Raw genomic sequence first — 17572 nt, 5'->3', positions numbered from 1 at the left:
GTTACGTGTTTTGGCCGGTTGCGAACAAGAAGGCCTGCTCGGCCTGGCGCAGACTGTAGATCGAGTTGACCTCGTTGATGAGCGCGGTCGTCAACTGCACCTGTGCGTTGAGCAGCAGGGGCAGCGTCGTCACGCCCGCCTTGTATTGCGCTTGCGTCGCACGCAAGACCGTCGCAGCTTCGTTGTACGCAACTTGCGTCGCATCCAGCGCGGCACGCGCCGAAATCAGCGCCGTCAGCGTTTGCTTCACATTCAGCTGGACGCCGAGCTTGGCCGTGTCGTAGCCGGCCAGCGATTTCGTTAGGTTGCCTTCAGCTTGCTCGATCGCCGCACGTGTCGCGCCGCCGTCGTAGATTGGAACGTTGAGCGTCGCGCCGATTGACCAGCTCGAAGCGAACGTGCCGCCGTGCGGATCGGTCGATGAGCTTCCAAGCGATGAGGTACCGTTGATGGTCGGCACATAGCCCAACCGCGCGGCATGCAGCGAATCTAGCGCGGCTTGAACGAGCTGCGCCGAAGAGCTGAGATCGGGACGCAGCAAGTACGCTTGTGAAATCGCTTTGTCGTAGGTCGGAATTGCGATCGCGGAGGCGGTGACTTGTTGGTACGTCGACCCATCGTCCGCCGGACGAACGACGGTGTTAGCGTCGAGTCCCATCGAGTTTGCGAGCGCGGCTTGCGCGCCGGCTTCGACTCCCTGTTGTTGCACCAGCGCAACGCGCGTTTGCGCAACGGGAAGCTCTGCCGTCGCGATGTCGACGAGCGAGGCCTGACCCGCGTGGTATTCCGCGATGACCAGATTCTCTTGAACGATGTCTTGCTGCATGGTTTCGTAGTCGACTGCGGTCGTACGCTGCGCAACCAGCGCGTTGTAGTACGCTACCGCGACGTTGTACGCGACTGTTTGCAGATCGCGTTGGTACGTGTCGAGCGATGAAACCTGACTTGCCGAAGCCGACTTGATCTCCGCGAAGGTTCGGCCGCCGTCGAAGAGCAGCTGCTGCAGGTTCGCCGAGAGCGAGTTCGACGTGACCTCGGTCGTATTGAACGTCGTGCCGCCACTGCCGTTGTTCGTTCCGCGCGCGGTGCCTGCCGGCGAATGCGTGTGACTCGTCGAAGCACTCGCGCTCAGATTCGGAAGAATCGGAACGCGCGCAAGATCGACGCTAGCCTTTGCGAGCTGTAAATCACCGCGTGCCGACGCCAGCGTCGGCGATTTTGCAACGCCGATCAAGATTGCTTGACGCAGCGTGATCGTTTGCGGCACGTTCGGGTTGACGGCGCTTGCGGTTACGCCGGGCGCAGGCGTCCCGACTGCCGGATACGGCAGCTGCAGCGATGCGCTGGCGGGCGGAAGCGTCGGAATCGCTGAGGGAGCGATCGTCGGCACCGGGATTGGTGTCGGGACCGTGGATGGCGCGGCGGCCGGCTGTGCGCCGGCGAGCTGCGGGGCCCACGCGGAGGCGATCAGCAGCGTCGCAACCGACGCTACAAGTAAGTGTCGTCGTATCATCGGTTAGCCCGGCTTTTTCCCGCTTGGGGTGCCGCTTGCACCTGCTGCTGGGGCACCGGGCTGGGTCACAGCCACCGTACTGCCGTCGGCGAGCGCGTCCGGACGCGTGGTCACGACGAGCGTCCCCGGCGCAACGGGCGCGATGATCTCGGAGAGCACGTCGGTTTGCAGGCCGACGGTAACCGGTATTTGCTTGGCGATCTTGGTGGGCTTCCCATCAGGTCCAGGCTTACCATCCGCGACTGTGAAGATGCTGGTACCGGTGTCGCCCTGGAAGATCGCCGTTCGAGGCACGACGAGCGCGGCGCGATGGTATTGCTTGCGGACGTTGACCGTCACGAGCATCCCACCACGCAACTTGTCGCCCGGATTTGTCTCGACGATTCGCGCGCGATACGAGAGCGTGCCGGTCGTCGGGACAGCGTTGACGTCGAAGACACGTCCGCGATACGTCGTCCCGGGAAGACTCGAGGTCGTGAACGCAACGGGTGTACCGGGGCGGACAAAGCCGAGCTCGTCGTCGGGAACGTTCGCGTTGACGTAAACAGTATCGACTTGCGATATCTGCAGAATGTTTTGATTGGGTCCCGCAAACGATCCGGGATCGAGCAACCGCGCCGTAATGATGCCGTCGTAAGGCGCGTATAAGGAAGTTTGCACGATCGCGGTTTCAAGCTGTTTGACTTGGGCGGCGTTCGCCGCAACCTGCGTTTTCTGAACCTGATTGTTGGTCAGATTCGTTTGCGCGGCTTTCAGCCCTGATTGCGCAGTGCGCAACAGCTCTTTGTTGCTCGAGAGCGTTTGTTGCGCAGCAACGTATTGCGATTTGGCCTGTTCGAGCGCGGTTTGCGCAACGTAGCCCTGCTTGTAAAGCGACTCGTCACCGTCGTAGAGCACCTTCGCGTTATCGTACGCCGCCTGCGCGCTCGTCACGTTGTTCTTCGCGTTGGCGAGATTCTGCTCCGCCGAGATCAGCGCCGTGCTATTTTGCTGGACCGTGACCGGCGTGCTCAGTGCCGAACCCGAAAGCGTTGCTCTGGCCTGAGCCAATTGTGCACGCAGCGTCGAGTCGTCGATCTTCGCGAGCAGCTGACCACGCGTTGCGCGATCGCCCTCCGTTACATAGACGGCAGAGAGCGTTCCGGACTGCGGCAGGCTCAGATTCGATTGCTGCAGCGGCGTGATCTGTCCGTCGAGCTGAATGTAGGTGGCGATGTCCTGACGCGTCACCGGTTGCGCGTCGACGGCTAGCGGCGGTTGCACGGGATGCTGCTGCTTCCCGGCACACCCGGCCATGAAGGAAGCGGCGAGCATTAAACCCACCGTGACGGTGCTGCGAAGGGCCATGATTCTCCTAACAGGGTACGTGGACGGGCGGCGGTTCACCCCAACCACATACGCTGCCTGCCCGCAAAAAGATTCAACTCCCCAGAAAAAGGCGGGAGCACCCGGCTGGGCTCGCAAAAGGGCGGGCATGCCGGCAAAGCTCGAAGTCGGGCGCTCGTATCAAAATCAAACCCGGGTCGAAGAATGGATGACGGCCCAAAAAGCGGGGAACGCCGGCGTCGACGTGCTGTCGACACCGATGCTGCTGCAGTTAGTCGAGGAAGCCGCGATGCAGTGCATCGCGCCCACGTTGCAAGCCGGGACGGTCACGCTCGGAACGGACGCCCAAATCCAGCATCTCGCGCCGACGCCCGTCGGCTTTATTGTCCGCGTCGAAGTCGAAGTGATTACGGTCGACGGCCGGCGTATTGAATTTGCGTTCGCCGCCTTCGACGAGCGTGAAAAAATCGCCGAAGGGACGCACGAACGGTACGTCACCGAGCTCGCGAAATTCAAAGAGCGGATCGAAGAAAAAAAGAGCTAGCCAAGCAAGCCTACTCTTACCAGTGGAGCAGGGCAGTCATGTGCCGCGCGTTTAATCGTAAGGTCAGCGGGTAAGCTTCCCGCTGACTGTCTTTATACAGCCCTCACATCACGCCGCTCTCTACTTGAGGAGGGAATTTTGATTAAGGTAAGCTCGGGAATTCTAGCAGCGTTTTACGCCGCGGGATTCGGGCTTGCTGCGCTTTGCGGTCCGACGCTCGCGTCGGCACAAGGCGCGCCACCCCCCGAATTTGGATCGCCGCCCTCGGGCCAGTATCCAATTCTCTTCAACGATCATCACGTTTACGCCAAGCCCGACACCGATAAACAAAATCGGGTTCTTGCTGCGCAAGTACGCGGCAACACGATCCTCGTTCCGTTGCGCTCGCTGTTCGAACAAATGGGCGCGACCGTTTCGTACGATCCGGCGACGCAAACCGTCGACGTTTCGAAACCCGGTTCCGACATCAAAGTCACGGTCGGAAAAGCTGAAGTCGTCATCAACGGCGAGAGCCGTCCGCTCGACGTCCCGCCGATGATGTGGCACGGCGACATGCTCGTTCCGGTGCGCGTCATTTCGGAAGGCATGGGCGGTTACGTGCAGTGGGTCCCCGGGAAGCGAACCGTTGTCGTTCGCTACGTTCCGGCACCGCCGCCGACGCCGCCGCCTCCGCCGCCACCGCCTCCGACTGCAACACCGGCCCCGCCGCCACCGCCGACACCGGCACCAACGCCGACGCCTGCGCCGCAGAAGCCGGTGTACTACGATCATTTCGTCGTGGGCGATTACATCTTGTCACCAACGGTCTACAACGAATTCAGTCCGGGAACCAAGGGATCGGGTTCATACACCGGCCGCTTGGGGCTCGAATTTCCGCTCCTCGGCCTGACCTGGATGGCCGAAGGCGATTGGCGTCATTGGTCTTACACGACGACCGCGGGGCCGGTAACGATCATCGGGGGAGCCGGACAGACTCTCGTACCGTCGTTCACCGCGCACGAAGATGACGTCGATGCACGGCTCGGAATCAAAGTTCTCGATCCGCGCATGTACATCGGCGCATCGTATTTGTGGCGCCAGAACAACTACGGCTATCCGCAATTGAGCGGCGTCGGATTCGGCGCGGAAAAACTGCCGGATCTCGATCAACCGCTCACGGTCTACGGCAGCGCGTATTTCTACCCGAGCGTGCAAGGCGGCTTCGCGGGCGTTCCGGGGGGAATGCTTGGATACCGTGTGTTCAAATACGAAATCGGCGTCGACTGGAGTTTCCTCGGACCGTCATTCCCGGTCTACCTCGATCTCGGTTTCCTTGGAAATCAGTACAATAACAGACTCAACGCACCGTCCAACATCAATCAATACGGACCGTACGTCGGACTTGGGTTACATTTCTAAGCGAGCGCGCCCTCGATAAAACACGAGCCCTCGATTCACGTCGAGGGCTCACTTTTTATTAATTGAGCAACCGTGCGAACGCTGATTGACGATCTTGCGTTCTGGGTACGGAGCGACCGAAGCAAAGGACGCTCAGTTTAAACACGCCGCCCCTTCAACCCAAAAACGTATTCACTAGGGAGGGAATATTGAAACACCAGAGCTCTGGGGTTTTCGCAGCAGCACTCGCTGCGGGATTCGGGCTTTCGGTTCTTGCGGGCTCCGCAGCTCTCGCAGCGCAAGGTAACACTGGACCCTACGCGCCTGCACCAGCCGTCGTAGTTGCGCAAGGCGCGCCACCCCCAGATTTTGGATCCCCGCCGTCTGGCGAGTATCCGATCCTGTTCAACGATCATCATGTCTATGCCAAGCCGGACACAGACAAGCAAAATCGCGTGCTCGCTGCGCTCGTTCGCGGCGGCACGATTCTCGTACCACTCCGCTCGATGTTCGAGCAAATGGGTGCGACGGTATCTTTTGATCCGGCTAGCCGGACCGTAGACGTATCGAAGCCTGGCTCCGATATCAAAGTCACGGTCGGAAAACCCGTCGTCATCATCAATGGCGAAAGCCGTCCGCTCGATGTCCCACCGATGGTTTGGCACGGAACGATCATGGTTCCGGTGCGTGTAATCTCGGAAGGCATGGGCGCGTACGTTCTGTGGGTTCCGGATAAGCGAACCGTCGTCGTCCGTTACGTAGCGGCTCCGCCGCCGACGCCGGCCCCGCCGCCTCCGCCACCGCCGCCGCCGACCGCAACACCGGCTCCGCCGCCGCCCGCAACCGCGGCACCAACGCCGACGCCGGCACCGAGCCGCGCACCGTACTACGATCATTTCGTCGTCGGTGACTACGCGATCTCACCAACGGTCTACAACGAGTTCAGCCCGGGCGACAAAGGCCACGGCACGTATGCCGTGCGCGGTGCGTTCGAGTTCCCGTTGTTCAACATTCCGTTCATGGTCGAAGGCGATTGGCGCCACTGGAGCTATCCGACCGCAACTGGAGTCGCCGGTTCTGTTTGTCCGGCACCCGGATGCGTAACGATCATCGGCGGTGGGGGACAAACTTTCGTACCGTCGTTCACGGCGATCCAAGACGACGTCGATGCGCGTGTTGGTATCCGTGTGTTCGATCCGCGATTCTACATAGCAGCCAGCTACCTGTGGCAGCAAAACAACTACGGGTATCCGGAGCTACGTGGATGGGGCTTCGGTGGTGAGAAACTGCCCGATCTCAATCAAGCGATTGCGCTCTACGGCAGCTTCTACTACTATCCGTCACTGCAAGGTACGTACGGTCCGTTTGCGCTGCAGTATCGTCTAGCGCGATACAACATCGGCGTGAACTGGAACTTTGCGGGACCGAACTTCCCGGTGTTCTTGGACGTTGGGTTTATGGGCAACTACTACACAAACAAACTCAACGCGCCGTCGAATGCCAACGAGTACGGCCCATATGTTGGTCTCGGAATCCACTTCTAGTACCTAGCACCCGAGATCTCACGAGAACGCCCCCGGAGGAAACATCAGACCTCCGGGGGCGTTTTCTCTTTACTGACTCGCTTGCGAGTTTTGGGTGGCGACCGGTTTCGTTAGATCGACGGCGGGTGGCGGCGACTGCACGACGCTAGGCGGCGGCACCGCTCCGACTTTGCCTTCGGCCAGCTCGCGCTTGCCGACTTTGCCGTACCACGTGCTTGGGAAATCGTGCACAAGCCACGCCATCGTCGCTTTGGCTTGCGCGCGACCTAGGTCGGTTGGAATGCGATTGTAGAAGCGCTCGATCGAAAACAACGACTTTGCGATCCACGGATCGCCGGGATATTTGTGCTCCCAATCGTGAACCGCGTCGACCGCGAAGCCGATCGTACTCATCTCGCTTTCCATCTCTTCGGGACGCCGATCGAAACGTAACGTCTGATCCTTGATGGTGTTGGCGATTCCGAGAATGCTCATTTTCAGGCGGCCGAAATACTCGTCGGCCGGCGCAATTTTCTTTTGCGCCGAAACTTTCGGCGTCGTTTCTGCAATGACAACGGAACGGTCGCTATAAACAAACGCCGCGACCATGAGTGAAACAACCAGTAGAAAACGTTTCACAGGACCCTCGCCGAACTGCAAATCCCAGCCGGTAGGCGGCCAGGTTCTATTGCAAAGCTTTTTCGGTGGCCTACCGCCAGGCCCCCGTTGGTTCGAGACGTATCTGAGACCAGTGCAGTTCGAGGAGCTTGCCGGGAGGGCGCTCGAGACAGCGGCCGTTCGCCGTGCCGATTATGCCGATGTCCGCTTCGAAGACGCTCGCTCGGAACGCATCGAGGTTCGAAACGGCGAGGTCATCGCGCTACGCGACGACGTCTCGCGCGGATACGGAGTCCGCGCGCTGTGCGATGGTTCCTGGGGATTTGCGTCGTCCGATGACTTGAGTGGAGCCGGCATCGACGCCACCGTCGCGCGTGCCGTCGATATCGCGCGTGCGAGCGCAGCAGTCGGCACCAAGCGTTTCGGGATGGCGCCTACCGACGCGCACGTCGGCACGTACGTCACCGAAGTCGAAATCGAGCCGGATCGCGTCTCGCTCGAGCAGCGCGTCGATTTGCTCGTTGCCGCCGAGTATGCGCTGCACGTCAATCCTGCAGTGCGCACGGGACGCGCACACTTGGATGTGTGGCGTACACAGAAAGAGTTTTTCAGCTCGATCGGCTCGCAAATCGCCCAAGACATCCGTCAAATCGGGAGCGCCGTAAACGCGCTGGCGGTCGGAAACAGCGACGCACAAGACCGCGGATGGCCCGGCGACCGCGGTTTGTACATGACGGGCGGCTGGGAAATCGTCGCGCGTGCCGGCTTGATCGAAAATGCGCCACGCATCGGGGAGGAAGCAGTCGCGCTGCTCTCGGCTCCGCAATCGCCGAGCGGCACGCGCGACATTGTACTGGGCGGCTCGCAAGTTTCGTTGCAGATTCACGAATCGTGCGGTCATCCGGCCGAGCTCGATCGCGCGCTCGGATGGGAAGCGAATTTTTCCGGAACGAGTTTTCTCGAACCGCGGCTGCGCGGTGCGTTGCGCTACGGTTCACCACTGGTGACGATCGTCATCGATAACACCCTTCCCGGCGGACTTGCGACCTGTGGCTGGGACGATGAGGGCAGTCCGAGCGGCAACTCCGACATCGTACGCGCAGGTGTCTTCGAAGGCTTTGAAATGTCGCGCGACACTGCGCGTCTCTTGGAGTGCACGACCAATGCCTGCGTACGCGCGGAAAGCTGGGCACACGTCCCGATGATCCGCATGTGCAATCTGAATCTCTTGCCGGGAGAGCACACGCTGGATCAGATGATTGAAGAGATCGATGACGGCATTTACATGGAATCGAATCGTTCGTGGTCGATCGACGACCGACGTCTCAACTTTCAATTCGGTTGCCAGATCGGCTGGGAGATCAAACGCGGGAAGCTCGGTAGGATGCTCAAGAATCCCACATACGGCGGGATAACGCCGCAGTTTTGGGGATCCTGTGATGCGATCGGTGAGGCCTCGACCTGGGTGCCGTGGGGAACGCCGAATTGCGGCAAGGGCGAGCCGATTCAGGTCGGACGCACGACACAGGCCGCGGCGCCGGCACGATTCCGTAACGTTCATGTCGGCGTAGGTTACGAATGAACGATAGCGAGCGGCTCGCACTCGCGGAACGCGCCATACGCGACGGCGCCGCAGACGGCATCGAAGCGATCGTCTCGGAACAGCACGACGCGCTGACGCGATTCACGCACAACGCGATCCATCAGAATCTCGATACGTCACAGACTCTGGTACAAATTCGCGCAGTCGTCGACGGACGCGCGGGCTGGGCGGCCACGAACGGCCGCGACGACTCCGATCTCGCGCTCGCGCGCAATCGTGCGATCGCGCAGGCGCGTTTTTCACCAAAGCCGGTCGTCCCGGTACGCCTGCCGGCAAAAGCCGCCTACGCGATGCCGGATCTCGCGTACGACGCAGCGACCGCGGACACGACGCCGTCGGCACGCGCCGAGGCCGCAGGCAAGATCTTCGCGATCGCGGAGGGGGCCGGTGCTTGGGCGGCGGGTTACGTCGCAACGTCCGCGAGCTCGATCGCTATCGCCAATTCGAACGGCGTGCGCGGGCAGTTTTCCGGGACGAGCGCGGTCACCAACACGAAATGCGTTGCCCCGATCGCGAGTGGCTACGCAGAGGCGTATAGCCGGCGCTTCGCAGAGATCGATACATCCGCTGTCGGCGCGCGCGCAACCGCCAAAGCCAAGGAGGCCGGCGAGCTCGGCACACCCGACGTCGGCGACTGGAGCGTCATCGTCGAACCGGCCGCGCTCGGCGAACTGATCGCCTATCTTCTTCCACATTTCTCGGCGCAGCGCGTTTACGAAGGCGCATCGTTTCTTGCCGACGGTCTCGGACGGCAATACATGGGCGAAAACGTCACGCTTACCGACGATTTCGCGCATCCGTTATTTGCAACGTGTCCGTTCGATGGCGAAGGTTCGCCGACGCAGCGCGTCACGTTGATCGAAAATGGGATCGCGAAAGACTTCGTGACCGACCTCGAGTGGGCAGAGCGTCTGGAGCGCCGCAATACGGGTCATTACGTTCCCGGCGGCGCCGAGGGTCCGTCACCGCGCGCAGTCGTGCTCTCACCGGGAAAACGCTCGCGCGATGAGCTGATCGCTTCGACAAAGCGCGGGATCTTGATCAGCCGGTTCTGGTACATCCGTGTCGTCGATCAACGCAAAGCAATCGTCACCGGGATGACGCGCGACGGAACGTTCCTCATCGAGGACGGCAAGCTCCGAGGCGGAGTCAAAAACCTGCGCTTCAACGTGCGCATTCTCGATCTGCTCTCGTCGTGCGAGCTGTCGGACCAGCTGGTACGCACAGGTGGCTACTCGTACGGCATGGTCTGCCCAACCGGAAAGTTCGACCGATTCTCAGTTTCGAGCGTGACGTCGTACTAGGCTGCGAGCAGGAAGACTCCCCCGGCCGGGCGATTGCTTCACTTAGGGGGTAGTCAAACCTTGAAGAATCCGCTCGACACGCTGACCGGAACAATTATCTGCGGTCTCGTTCTCTTGCTCATCCTCTACTTTGTCGTCAAAGCGATTCAGCCGGTAGGAGCATAACCATGGAAATGCCTCTGGTACGTTGGTTACATTTCTTATTCGGCATCATGTGGATCGGCTTGCTGTACTATTTTAATTTCGTACAAGGGCAAGCGCTCGCGCAGGCCAATGCGGCCAATGACGGCAGCGCAAAGGGCATTACGAAATTCGTCGCGCCTCGCGCACTCGAGTACTTCCGCTGGTCCGCGCTCGGAACGTGGATCTTCGGCGCGGCACTGCTAGGCCAGCACTTCATCTCCGCGTTCGCGCTTCAGCCGCCCTACGCAGGAATCGGCGTCGGTGCGTGGCTCGGCACGATCATGCTGCTCAACGTTTGGCTGATAATCTTCCCGAACAACATGAAGGTTCTCGGCTTCGTCGAGGGCGTTACCGACGAGCAAAAGGCCAAGTCACGGCGCTTAGCCTTCTTGGCTTCACGTACCAACGTGCTGCTCTCCATCCCCATGCTCTTCTTCATGGCGTTCGGATTCACGCATCGCGCCGTGGTCGGACTGTAAGAGCGAACCAGCCAGCCCCACGACGATAAAGAACAGCCCCAAGATCAACACGTAAGGGTGGGGGGCGCTTGCGACCACGAGCTGCGGATACGTTCCCAGCGTCGCGCGCAAGCGAACCCCGCCGATTTCCGTTTCGACGCCTGATGCGGCCACTCCGATGCCCAGCGAATGATTCGATCCGGCATCGAAAACGTCGTAGAGAATCGCGGGCCCGCCGGCAGCCGAGGGCGGAAGCTGCACTTTCAAACGCACGACGTCGTCCGGTGAGAAGTACACGACCTTCACGCTTCGGTTTCCACCGGGCAGCGCGAAGCCGTCGATCGGATGCATGCCTCCGGCAATTTCTTGCCGCGTACGAAAGAGCAGAAAAGGGGACAGAAATGCGCTCCCGGTCGGTTGCGTCACGGTGAGATGATCGCCGGAGTCATCGAAGGCCTCGACGTACGCAACGGGCATTGCTTCGGCCGTCAGCAGCCACGCGCCGAGAAATTCCCTCGAGCCCGGCGTTACGACGATGTCCGTATGGTTTCGTCGCCGGATCGCGATGACGGCATTGTTTTTTGCGATCGATTGCGACGATGCGCTCGAGAAAAACGCGGCAGCGGCGATATCCGGGATCGGAGCGACCGTCCCCGGAGCGCGCGCAATGCGTTCCGTATCTGCGCCCAGCAAGCCGGATGCGAATCCATCGGCGAGCACGATCAACGCGCCCAGGACCGAGATCGCGAACAACGCGCGTTTGCTGCGCGTAGCGCTGACGATCAACAACCACGCAACGACGGCGAGCGCAAGCGCGTACTGCCAGGTGTGAAAGAGCGGGGCGCCGGGAACGACGATCTGCGCGATCACGAGCGCGCACGCGATCAGCTCGGCGAACACCCCCGCAAAACGCGCGTTCACTTCGTCTTCAAAACCGGCATTACGAGCGCTTGCATCGCATCCAGCGTCATCTCGCCGTCGACACCCTTAACGATATGCCCGGTTCGGTCGACCAGCACGGACGTTGGCAAACCTTCGGCGCCGTATGCGCGTCCGTACTGTTGTTGATCGTCGATGAGAATCGGAAACGTGACGCCGCGTCCGCGCGCGTAGCCGGCAGCAATCTTTGCAGATTCACCTTGATCGATGCCGAGAACAACGAAGCCTTGTGCCAGATGCGCGCGATAAAGCTTCTCGAGTGCCGGCATCTCTTCGCGGCACGGCGGACACCACGTCGCCCATAAGTTGACGAGCACGACTTTTCCGCGATAGCGCGCGAGCGCATCGGGAGAACCGTCGGCCCGGATGACTTCGAAGCTGGCCGCCGGCGCACCGGCTAGCGATGACGGGCCGGCGACGACGTCGGGACGGCGCGGTCCACCGCCAAGATAGAACGTAACCGCTAAACCGGCGACGATAAGAACGCCGACGATTACCCAGATCGCGCGCACGTCGCCCGGCGTTCGCTAGTTCAAACTGAAAAACTTTCCGTAGTAACTTTCCTGCTGCGAACGCGCTTCGCCGCCGAGCGGCTCGCGACGCACCGGAGTAGGCTGCGTGCGTTCGCGTTCGATGCGTGCTCGGAGCTGCGGCAAGAGCCGGCGTAAGAACTCGATTTCGATTCGAAGACGCTGCTCGACGTCGGTCGTTTCCAAGAGACGTTGTTTGACGAGATCCGCGATTTGAAGCGCACTTCCGATCACGAACGAAGCTTCAACCGGGTCAAGCGGGAGATCGACCGCTGCGGCCGGACCGACGTACGAAACGAGCAAATGCTCGTATTCTTCGAACGATGCCCGCACGCGATCGACGAGCGCATCGAGTGCGGTCGCATCGCCGGCCGGTTCGTCGAGATATTCGACCTCGCACAACAGATACGGTTCCCGGCTTATGATGCCGGTGATCTTGAATCGCCGTTTCCCCACGGTGCTCACGTAGTAGCGTCCGAATGGTAGCGGCATCACCTCGACGATCTCTGCCGCCGTCCCGACGTCGTGCGGATTAACCTCCGGGTCTCCGGCCTCACTACCTTCACGAATCAGACAGACGCCGAATGCCTCGCCTTGATCGAGACATTCGGCGACTAATTGTTTGTAACGCGGCTCGAAGACGTGCAAATGCAACGTCGCGCCGGGGAAGAGCACCGTGTTCAGCGGGAAGAGCCGAAGGCGCTCGCTCACCTTATCGTGGGCACCGTTCCGCTAGCGTCTTTTCGCACGAGACGGCCTGCAATCGTCTCCCAATCGACGTTCGCAAAAAAGGCTTCGATGTATTTGGGGCGTTCTGCGGGCTTATAGTCGAGCATGAATGCATGTTCCCACACGTCCATAACGACGATCGGAGCGAATGTCGCGAGATTGCCGTCCTGGTGCAGCTCTACCCAGTGATTTGTAATGCGGCCGTTGGCCGGATCTTGATAGGCGATCGCCCAACCGACGCCGCGCATCGAGCCGATTGCGGCGAAGTCTTTTTTCCATGTTTCGAAGTCGCCGTAAGTGCCCGCAAGCGCCTTGCTCAATTCGGGGCCCGGCTCTCGGCCTGCGCCGGTGAGATTGTTGAAGTAGAGCTCGTGCAACCGCATGCCGTTGTACTCGAAGCCGAGACGGCGATTCAATTCACTAAATTCCAAATCGGTCGCGGATGCATGGCCGCCCTCGATCTTGCCGGCAATCTGTTCGTTCAGCAAATTCGTGTTCTTGACGTAGCCCTCGTACAAGCCAAAATGCATCTCGAGCGTCTTGTCTGAGATCCCCTTCAAGCCGGACAAGTTCCACTTCTTTGGCGCGTAGGTCTGTGTCGCAAGTGTAAGCGTTGCCACGGAAAATACGTTATCCTCGCTCGATGAAGAAAGGTGGTATAAAAAGGTTCCCCTCCACCGCTGGCGGCAAACATACGGCGTGGGAGACCAAGACCTCGCCTACCTCGCGCACCTGCACACGCAGCCCTCGCCGCTCGTACTCGAGCTCGAAGAGCTCGGTATTTCCGCGGGGATCCCGATCGTCGATCGCGCCACCGCGCGGCTGCTTTCCACGCTTGTCCACTGCATGCAGGCAAATCGCATCCTAGAAATCGGTACGGCGTACGGATATTCGACACTGTGGATGGCGCTCGCAATGCCGCCCGCCGGGAAAATTTGGACGATCGATCCGGATCGCGAACGAACGAACATTGCGGCGCAATTCTTTGAACGCGCCGGCGTCGCGGGCAAAATCGACATCATGAACCAGCCTGCGCTCGAGATTCTCGAAACGCTTTCGCATCGAAATCTCGATATCGTTTTTCTCGACGCCAACAAAGATCAGTATCCGGAATATCTCGAGATTTGCGTGCCGATGCTCAAGCGTTCGGGACTGATGATCGTCGACAACCTTCTCTGGGGCGGCAAAGCCGCGGCTTCGGAGCAGCCTTCGGACACGGAGGACACGCGCGCGATCCGGCGCTTTAACGACTTGTTCTTGCATCATCCGCTTTTGGATGCGACCATCATCCCGCTTGGGGATGGCGTCGGCATCGGTGCGCGTGTCGAATAATTTCCGCGACGCGATGCGCCGCTTTCCGACCGGCGTCACCATCGTTACGACGCTGACCGACGGCGTACCCTACGGTTTCACGGCCAACGCGTTTACCAGCGTGTCGGCCGACCCGCCCATGGTGCTGGTATGCGTCAACCGCGAGGCCTCAGCTCATCCGATGATTTCGCGCTCGTCGATCTTCTGCGTCAACATTCTCGGGATCGGCCAGGAAGAGATCGCAAAGCTCTTTGCCGATCACGCGCGACGCACCGATCGTTTCGAAGGCGTGGCGAGGCGACGCGCCGCCACCGGCGCCCCCGTCATCGACGGTTGCCTCGCGTTCGTCGACTGCCGTCTGGCCGAAGAACACAGCGCGGGGACGCACACGTTATTTCTCGGCGAGGTGCTCGATTGCGGCGCCACCGATGGACGGCCCTTAGGTTACCTTAATGCGGGCTACCGCGATTTTGGAATCGACGTCCCATGATCGCACTCCACTTTCCGGTTGGACCGCTGGGCTGTAACTGCAGCGTTCTCGGTGATGAGGCAACCGGCGAAGCCATCGTCGTCGACGGTGGAGACGACGTCGACCACATCGCGAGCGTTCTCGAAGAACACAAGCTTCGTCCGAAATATCTCGTCCACACGCACGCGCACTTCGATCATATCGGAGCCCTCGGCATGTTGCGCGAACGCGTCGGCGGTGCAGGCCTGCTTCATCCCGGCGATCGTCCGCTCTACGCGCAATTAACCGAACAAGGGCGTTGGGTGGGCCTTCCGATCGCGCTTGCGCCGACGACGCTCGACGGAGATCTCGAAGATGCGCTCGTCTTGCGCGCAGGATCGGTGAGCGTAACCTGCATCCACACGCCCGGGCATACGCCGGGAAGTACCAGCTTCGCGCTCGAGGTCGACGGTAATACCAGAATTCTGAGCGGCGACACGCTCTTTCGCGGTTCCGTGGGAAGATGGGATCTCGGCGGGACCTCGCTCGAGGATATCGTCCACAGCATCCGCACGAAGCTTCTCGACTATCCCGATGAGACGATCGTAGTCCCAGGGCACGGCCCGGCTACAACGATCGGCGACGAACGGACTGGGAATCCGTACCTCACCTAGAACCCCATTCAGGTTCTTTTCAGGCTTCGCTGATAGGTTTCGTGCGTATGTTGAGATTCACTCGGGCTTCCATGATCGCGGCCGCCGCATTTTTCCTGGCCCTCGCGCCCGCGGTTCGAGCCGACGAACCTTCGCTCGACCCCAATCACACGCAGACGCATTTCGCCGTCAAGCATTTATTGATCTCGACGGTCGAAGGTACGATCCCGGTAAAGTCCACCACCGTGGTGCTAAATTCGAGCAAGATCCCAACGTCGATCACGGCCGTGATGGATCTGACCAAGATCGACACGCATAACAATCAGCGTGACAGCGATCTGCGTTCGGAGAAATTTTTCAATGTCGATCAATTCCCGGAGATGACGTTCAAGAGCACGTCGATAACCGGGAGCGGAACCACGTTCGTCATGAACGGCGATCTCACGTTCCACGGTGTAACGAAGCCGATCGTCGTCAACGGAACGGTCAACGGCACCATTACGGACGGCCGCGGACGCACCCACGTCGGTTACAGCGCGACCGCGACGATCGATCGCACGCTATGGGGAATCGGGCCGGGCTACCCGCAAGCAGTCGTCGCGAACAGCGTCCTCATCACGATCGAAGCCGAAGCCATTTTGTAAACGCGTGTCATCCCGAGCGTAGCGCCCGCAGGCGCGTAGTCGAGGGACAGCGACAGTGCTTCCAACAAATTCCCTTCGGAGTGTGCTTCTGACGTCGCTCGCGCCGTGCGCGAATTTCGGGGCCGCCTGCAGCGGCTATGCGCGTTGGCAGTTGGATCGTGGTCATCTTCCGCGAAGTTACATCGGCGCGTGGGCCACACTGGAAGACGTTCGCTTAATGATCGTCACGGCCGAGCCAGGTGAACCCAGCGACGGCGAGTCGTACAGCGGTGCTCTAGATGACTTAATGACGGCAAGTCAGGAGTTTCCACAGGAATCTACGCAAATTCTCGATGTCTGTTGGCCGAACTCGACGATGGATGTACAACTTCGCAAAACGTGGATAACCGCCGCTGTGCTCTGCTCGGCGCGCATCTCCGGCAAGTCAATCCCGCTTCGAATTGAAAATGCGTGCGGAGAAATGTATCTTGCCCCGCAACTCAGATCGCCGGACTTCGTCGCGCAGCATCCGAGTGCAAGACCGGTTACGCGACCGCAAGACTCGTGGAATGAAGCCGGTCATGCCTTTCAGGCATGGCTGCGAAGATAACCACGGCCTCAGAGATTACCGCTGTCCCTCGACTACGCGCCTGCGGGCGCTACGCTCGGGATGACAAAGGCTAGTGTAGCTTGATCGTGACTTTGCCGGCGTCTTGCATGATGCGCGGTCCGGCATTTTCGTCTTGTGACGTTTTCCCGTTTCCGGGGAGCGTCGCGGCGCGCGCGGCAGCTGCAGTTGCCGCAGCTTGCGCGAGCATGTCGTCACTGATCTTTCCGGTGGAGCGCTTGGCGCGATAATCTTCGATCGCGGCAATGAGCGCGAGACGCGAACGCTCCGGATAGTCTTTCTTTTTATCGGGATAGCCGTCGAGGGCGTTCTCGATATCGGCGTCCGTAATCGCCAGTGCTTCGTCAATCGTCTTCCCGCGCGCGAGCTCGACGAGCAGACTGCACGTAGCCGTTCCGAAACCGCAACCGGTCGTAAAATACGAAAGGTCCTCGATGACCTCACCGGGACCGATCTGCAAATAATACGTGTACATATCGCCGCACGAGTCGCTGAAATACTCGCCCGTCGCCATCGGGCTCTCCATCGTGCGGAAACCGGTACGCTCTTCGACCAGCTTCTGGAATTTCGGGAAGTTCATACTTTGACTTCGAACCGGCACGCGTCGCCGCCGGTTGCAAGCGATTCCGTCTGCTTGCTACCCGCGGGGAACAAGTCTCCCAAGACCGTGTGAATCACAGAGCAGACTTGTGGGTGCTCCTTTACGGTCTCCGCGTACGGGCAATTGTGCTCGCGAATCTCGTATGTCTTGCCGTCGGCGTTGTAATCGGCTTCGACGCCGTGTTCGCGCAGCAGGTCGACGAGCGCACCGACACGTTCTTCACCTTGCTTGTCACCGGCACGTGAGGACATCTTCTCCGCCGCTCGGCGTCCCATGCGCTCGAAGATCTCGCTGACCGCATCGTCCCCGCCGAGGTCGCGCACTTCACGCAACACCGCGTTGAGAAGCAGATCGTAGCGCTGCGGAAAGAGCCGTTCACCGTCGCTCGTAAGCGAAAACTCGTGGGTCGGCTTCGTCTTGCCGCGCCGCACGGGACGCTCACTGACTAACCCCTCAAGCTGCAGTCCCGCGAGCTGCTGCCGGATCGCATTTGGTGAGAGGTCGAGTTCCACGGCCAAATCGGCTGCCGACGCGGATTTTCTCCGCCGCAAGGCTGCGGCTATCCGGCCCTTGGTCGTGGCAAAGAAGCGCTCGGTCTGCATACTTTGTCGCATGTAATCGTATCACGGCGCCAGGAGGAAAGTCCAGGGTTTCCTTGACT

General features: G+C 60.3%; 20 protein-coding genes. 11 read left to right on the top strand and 9 right to left on the bottom strand.

All coding sequences use genetic code 11. The annotated features are described in order from the left end of the window. Position 1: 1 nt before the first annotated feature. Positions 2 to 1513: a TolC family protein gene (locus VGG22_02005; GenBank protein HEY1727137.1), complete on the bottom strand. Its 1512-nt coding sequence runs from the start codon at positions 1511 to 1513 to the stop codon at positions 2 to 4. Between the two features lie 3 nt (positions 1514 to 1516). Continuing rightward, on the bottom strand, positions 1517 to 2860 hold the full coding sequence (locus tag VGG22_02000; GenBank protein HEY1727136.1) for an efflux RND transporter periplasmic adaptor subunit: 1344 nt from the start codon (positions 2858 to 2860) through the stop codon (positions 1517 to 1519). 127 nt (positions 2861 to 2987) lie between these two features. Here VGG22_02000 and VGG22_01995 point away from each other — a divergent pair, with 127 nt between their 5' ends. From VGG22_01995 to VGG22_01985, 3 genes are all read left to right on the top strand, one after another. Beyond that, positions 2988 to 3383, top strand: a complete 396-nt coding sequence (locus VGG22_01995) for a thioesterase family protein (GenBank protein HEY1727135.1) — start codon at positions 2988 to 2990, stop codon at positions 3381 to 3383. A 138-nt stretch (positions 3384 to 3521) separates the two neighbouring features. After that, a complete protein-coding gene (locus VGG22_01990; GenBank protein HEY1727134.1) occupies positions 3522 to 4781 on the top strand; it encodes a copper amine oxidase N-terminal domain-containing protein in 1260 nt (419 codons plus the stop codon). Positions 4782 to 4969: 188 nt separating this feature from the next. Next, positions 4970 to 6304, top strand: coding sequence for a stalk domain-containing protein (locus VGG22_01985; protein HEY1727133.1), 1335 nt, complete (start codon positions 4970 to 4972; stop codon positions 6302 to 6304). Positions 6305 to 6373: 69 nt separating this feature from the next. Here the strand turns inward: VGG22_01985 and VGG22_01980 are convergent, their stop codons facing one another. Next, the gene (locus VGG22_01980; GenBank protein ID HEY1727132.1) at positions 6374 to 6922 is read right to left on the bottom strand and encodes a hypothetical protein; all 549 of its coding nucleotides are present in this window, start codon (positions 6920 to 6922) and stop codon (positions 6374 to 6376) included. 112 nt (positions 6923 to 7034) lie between these two features. Here VGG22_01980 and VGG22_01975 point away from each other — a divergent pair, with 112 nt between their 5' ends. The 3 genes from VGG22_01975 to VGG22_01965 all read left to right on the top strand — a co-directional run bounded on the left by VGG22_01975 (position 7035) and on the right by VGG22_01965 (position 10470). Next, positions 7035 to 8483 (top strand): TldD/PmbA family protein, encoded by a 1449-nt coding sequence (locus VGG22_01975; protein ID HEY1727131.1) that lies wholly within the window; start codon positions 7035 to 7037, stop codon positions 8481 to 8483. Continuing rightward, positions 8480 to 9808, top strand: coding sequence for a TldD/PmbA family protein (locus VGG22_01970; GenBank protein ID HEY1727130.1), 1329 nt, complete (start codon positions 8480 to 8482; stop codon positions 9806 to 9808). Before VGG22_01975 ends, VGG22_01970 begins: the two co-directional genes overlap by 4 nt. 173 nt (positions 9809 to 9981) lie before the next feature. Next, positions 9982 to 10470, top strand: a complete 489-nt coding sequence (locus VGG22_01965) for a urate hydroxylase PuuD (GenBank protein ID HEY1727129.1) — start codon at positions 9982 to 9984, stop codon at positions 10468 to 10470. Here VGG22_01965 and VGG22_01960 read toward each other — a convergent pair. From VGG22_01960 to VGG22_01945, 4 genes are read right to left on the bottom strand one after another with little or no spacing between them, the layout of a single operon-like run. Then, positions 10387 to 11370 (bottom strand): hypothetical protein, encoded by a 984-nt coding sequence (locus VGG22_01960; GenBank protein ID HEY1727128.1) that lies wholly within the window; start codon positions 11368 to 11370, stop codon positions 10387 to 10389. The two genes, VGG22_01965 and VGG22_01960, sit on opposite strands and share 84 nt — an antisense overlap. After that, entirely contained in the window at positions 11367 to 11900 is a 534-nt protein-coding gene (locus VGG22_01955; protein ID HEY1727127.1) for a redoxin domain-containing protein, read from the bottom strand. Before VGG22_01955 ends, VGG22_01960 begins: the two co-directional genes overlap by 4 nt. Positions 11901 to 11915: 15 nt before the next feature. Continuing rightward, positions 11916 to 12629 (bottom strand): LON peptidase substrate-binding domain-containing protein, encoded by a 714-nt coding sequence (locus VGG22_01950; protein ID HEY1727126.1) that lies wholly within the window; start codon positions 12627 to 12629, stop codon positions 11916 to 11918. Next, the gene (locus tag VGG22_01945) at positions 12626 to 13267 is read right to left on the bottom strand and encodes a Fe-Mn family superoxide dismutase (protein ID HEY1727125.1); all 642 of its coding nucleotides are present in this window, start codon (positions 13265 to 13267) and stop codon (positions 12626 to 12628) included. The genes VGG22_01950 and VGG22_01945 overlap by 4 nt, the downstream gene beginning before the upstream one ends. A gap of 79 nt (positions 13268 to 13346) precedes the next feature. On the opposite strand from VGG22_01945, the gene VGG22_01940 reads away from it, so the two are divergent. From VGG22_01940 to VGG22_01920, 5 genes are all read left to right on the top strand, one after another. Then, positions 13347 to 13979, top strand: a complete 633-nt coding sequence (locus VGG22_01940) for an O-methyltransferase (protein ID HEY1727124.1) — start codon at positions 13347 to 13349, stop codon at positions 13977 to 13979. Next, the gene (locus VGG22_01935; GenBank protein ID HEY1727123.1) at positions 13969 to 14448 is read left to right on the top strand and encodes a flavin reductase family protein; all 480 of its coding nucleotides are present in this window, start codon (positions 13969 to 13971) and stop codon (positions 14446 to 14448) included. The genes VGG22_01940 and VGG22_01935 overlap by 11 nt, the downstream gene beginning before the upstream one ends. After that, the gene (locus tag VGG22_01930) at positions 14445 to 15080 is read left to right on the top strand and encodes an MBL fold metallo-hydrolase (GenBank protein HEY1727122.1); all 636 of its coding nucleotides are present in this window, start codon (positions 14445 to 14447) and stop codon (positions 15078 to 15080) included. The genes VGG22_01935 and VGG22_01930 overlap by 4 nt, the downstream gene beginning before the upstream one ends. A gap of 71 nt (positions 15081 to 15151) precedes the next feature. Beyond that, a complete protein-coding gene (locus tag VGG22_01925; protein ID HEY1727121.1) occupies positions 15152 to 15703 on the top strand; it encodes a YceI family protein in 552 nt (183 codons plus the stop codon). Between the two features lie 217 nt (positions 15704 to 15920). After that, on the top strand, positions 15921 to 16292 hold the full coding sequence (locus VGG22_01920; GenBank protein HEY1727120.1) for a hypothetical protein: 372 nt from the start codon (positions 15921 to 15923) through the stop codon (positions 16290 to 16292). A 70-nt stretch (positions 16293 to 16362) separates the two neighbouring features. Here the strand turns inward: VGG22_01920 and VGG22_01915 are convergent, their stop codons facing one another. Together VGG22_01915 and VGG22_01910 are read right to left on the bottom strand one after the other, a co-directional pair. Next, positions 16363 to 16890, bottom strand: coding sequence for an iron-sulfur cluster assembly scaffold protein (locus tag VGG22_01915; GenBank protein ID HEY1727119.1), 528 nt, complete (start codon positions 16888 to 16890; stop codon positions 16363 to 16365). Further along, positions 16887 to 17513: a methanogen output domain 1-containing protein gene (locus tag VGG22_01910; GenBank protein HEY1727118.1), complete on the bottom strand. Its 627-nt coding sequence runs from the start codon at positions 17511 to 17513 to the stop codon at positions 16887 to 16889. The genes VGG22_01915 and VGG22_01910 overlap by 4 nt, the downstream gene beginning before the upstream one ends. Positions 17514 to 17572 lie beyond the last annotated feature (59 nt).

This window comes from Candidatus Baltobacteraceae bacterium (genome assembly GCA_036489885.1).
GTDB lineage: Bacteria > Vulcanimicrobiota > Vulcanimicrobiia > Vulcanimicrobiales > Vulcanimicrobiaceae > JAFAMS01.
The sequence above is the reverse complement of the archived record's forward strand: the minus strand, read 5'-3'. Positions and strand labels throughout refer to the sequence as shown.

Excerpts from the sequence above, each read along its gene's own strand:
- VGG22_02005 (HEY1727137.1), bottom strand. The coding sequence starts at position 1,513 with ATGATACGACGACACTTACTTGTAGCGTCGGTTGCGACGCTGCTGATC.
- VGG22_02000 (HEY1727136.1), bottom strand. The coding sequence starts at position 2,860 with ATGGCCCTTCGCAGCACCGTCACGGTGGGTTTAATGCTCGCCGCTTCC.
- VGG22_01995 (HEY1727135.1), top strand. The coding sequence starts at position 2,988 with ATGCCGGCAAAGCTCGAAGTCGGGCGCTCGTATCAAAATCAAACCCGG.
- VGG22_01970 (HEY1727130.1), top strand. The coding sequence starts at position 8,480 with ATGAACGATAGCGAGCGGCTCGCACTCGCGGAACGCGCCATACGCGAC.
- VGG22_01965 (HEY1727129.1), top strand. The coding sequence starts at position 9,982 with ATGCCTCTGGTACGTTGGTTACATTTCTTATTCGGCATCATGTGGATC.
- VGG22_01930 (HEY1727122.1), top strand. The coding sequence starts at position 14,445 with ATGATCGCACTCCACTTTCCGGTTGGACCGCTGGGCTGTAACTGCAGC.
- VGG22_01925 (HEY1727121.1), top strand. The coding sequence starts at position 15,152 with ATGATCGCGGCCGCCGCATTTTTCCTGGCCCTCGCGCCCGCGGTTCGA.
- VGG22_01920 (HEY1727120.1), top strand. The coding sequence starts at position 15,921 with ATGATCGTCACGGCCGAGCCAGGTGAACCCAGCGACGGCGAGTCGTAC.
- VGG22_01915 (HEY1727119.1), bottom strand. The coding sequence starts at position 16,890 with ATGAACTTCCCGAAATTCCAGAAGCTGGTCGAAGAGCGTACCGGTTTC.
- VGG22_01910 (HEY1727118.1), bottom strand. The coding sequence starts at position 17,513 with ATGCAGACCGAGCGCTTCTTTGCCACGACCAAGGGCCGGATAGCCGCA.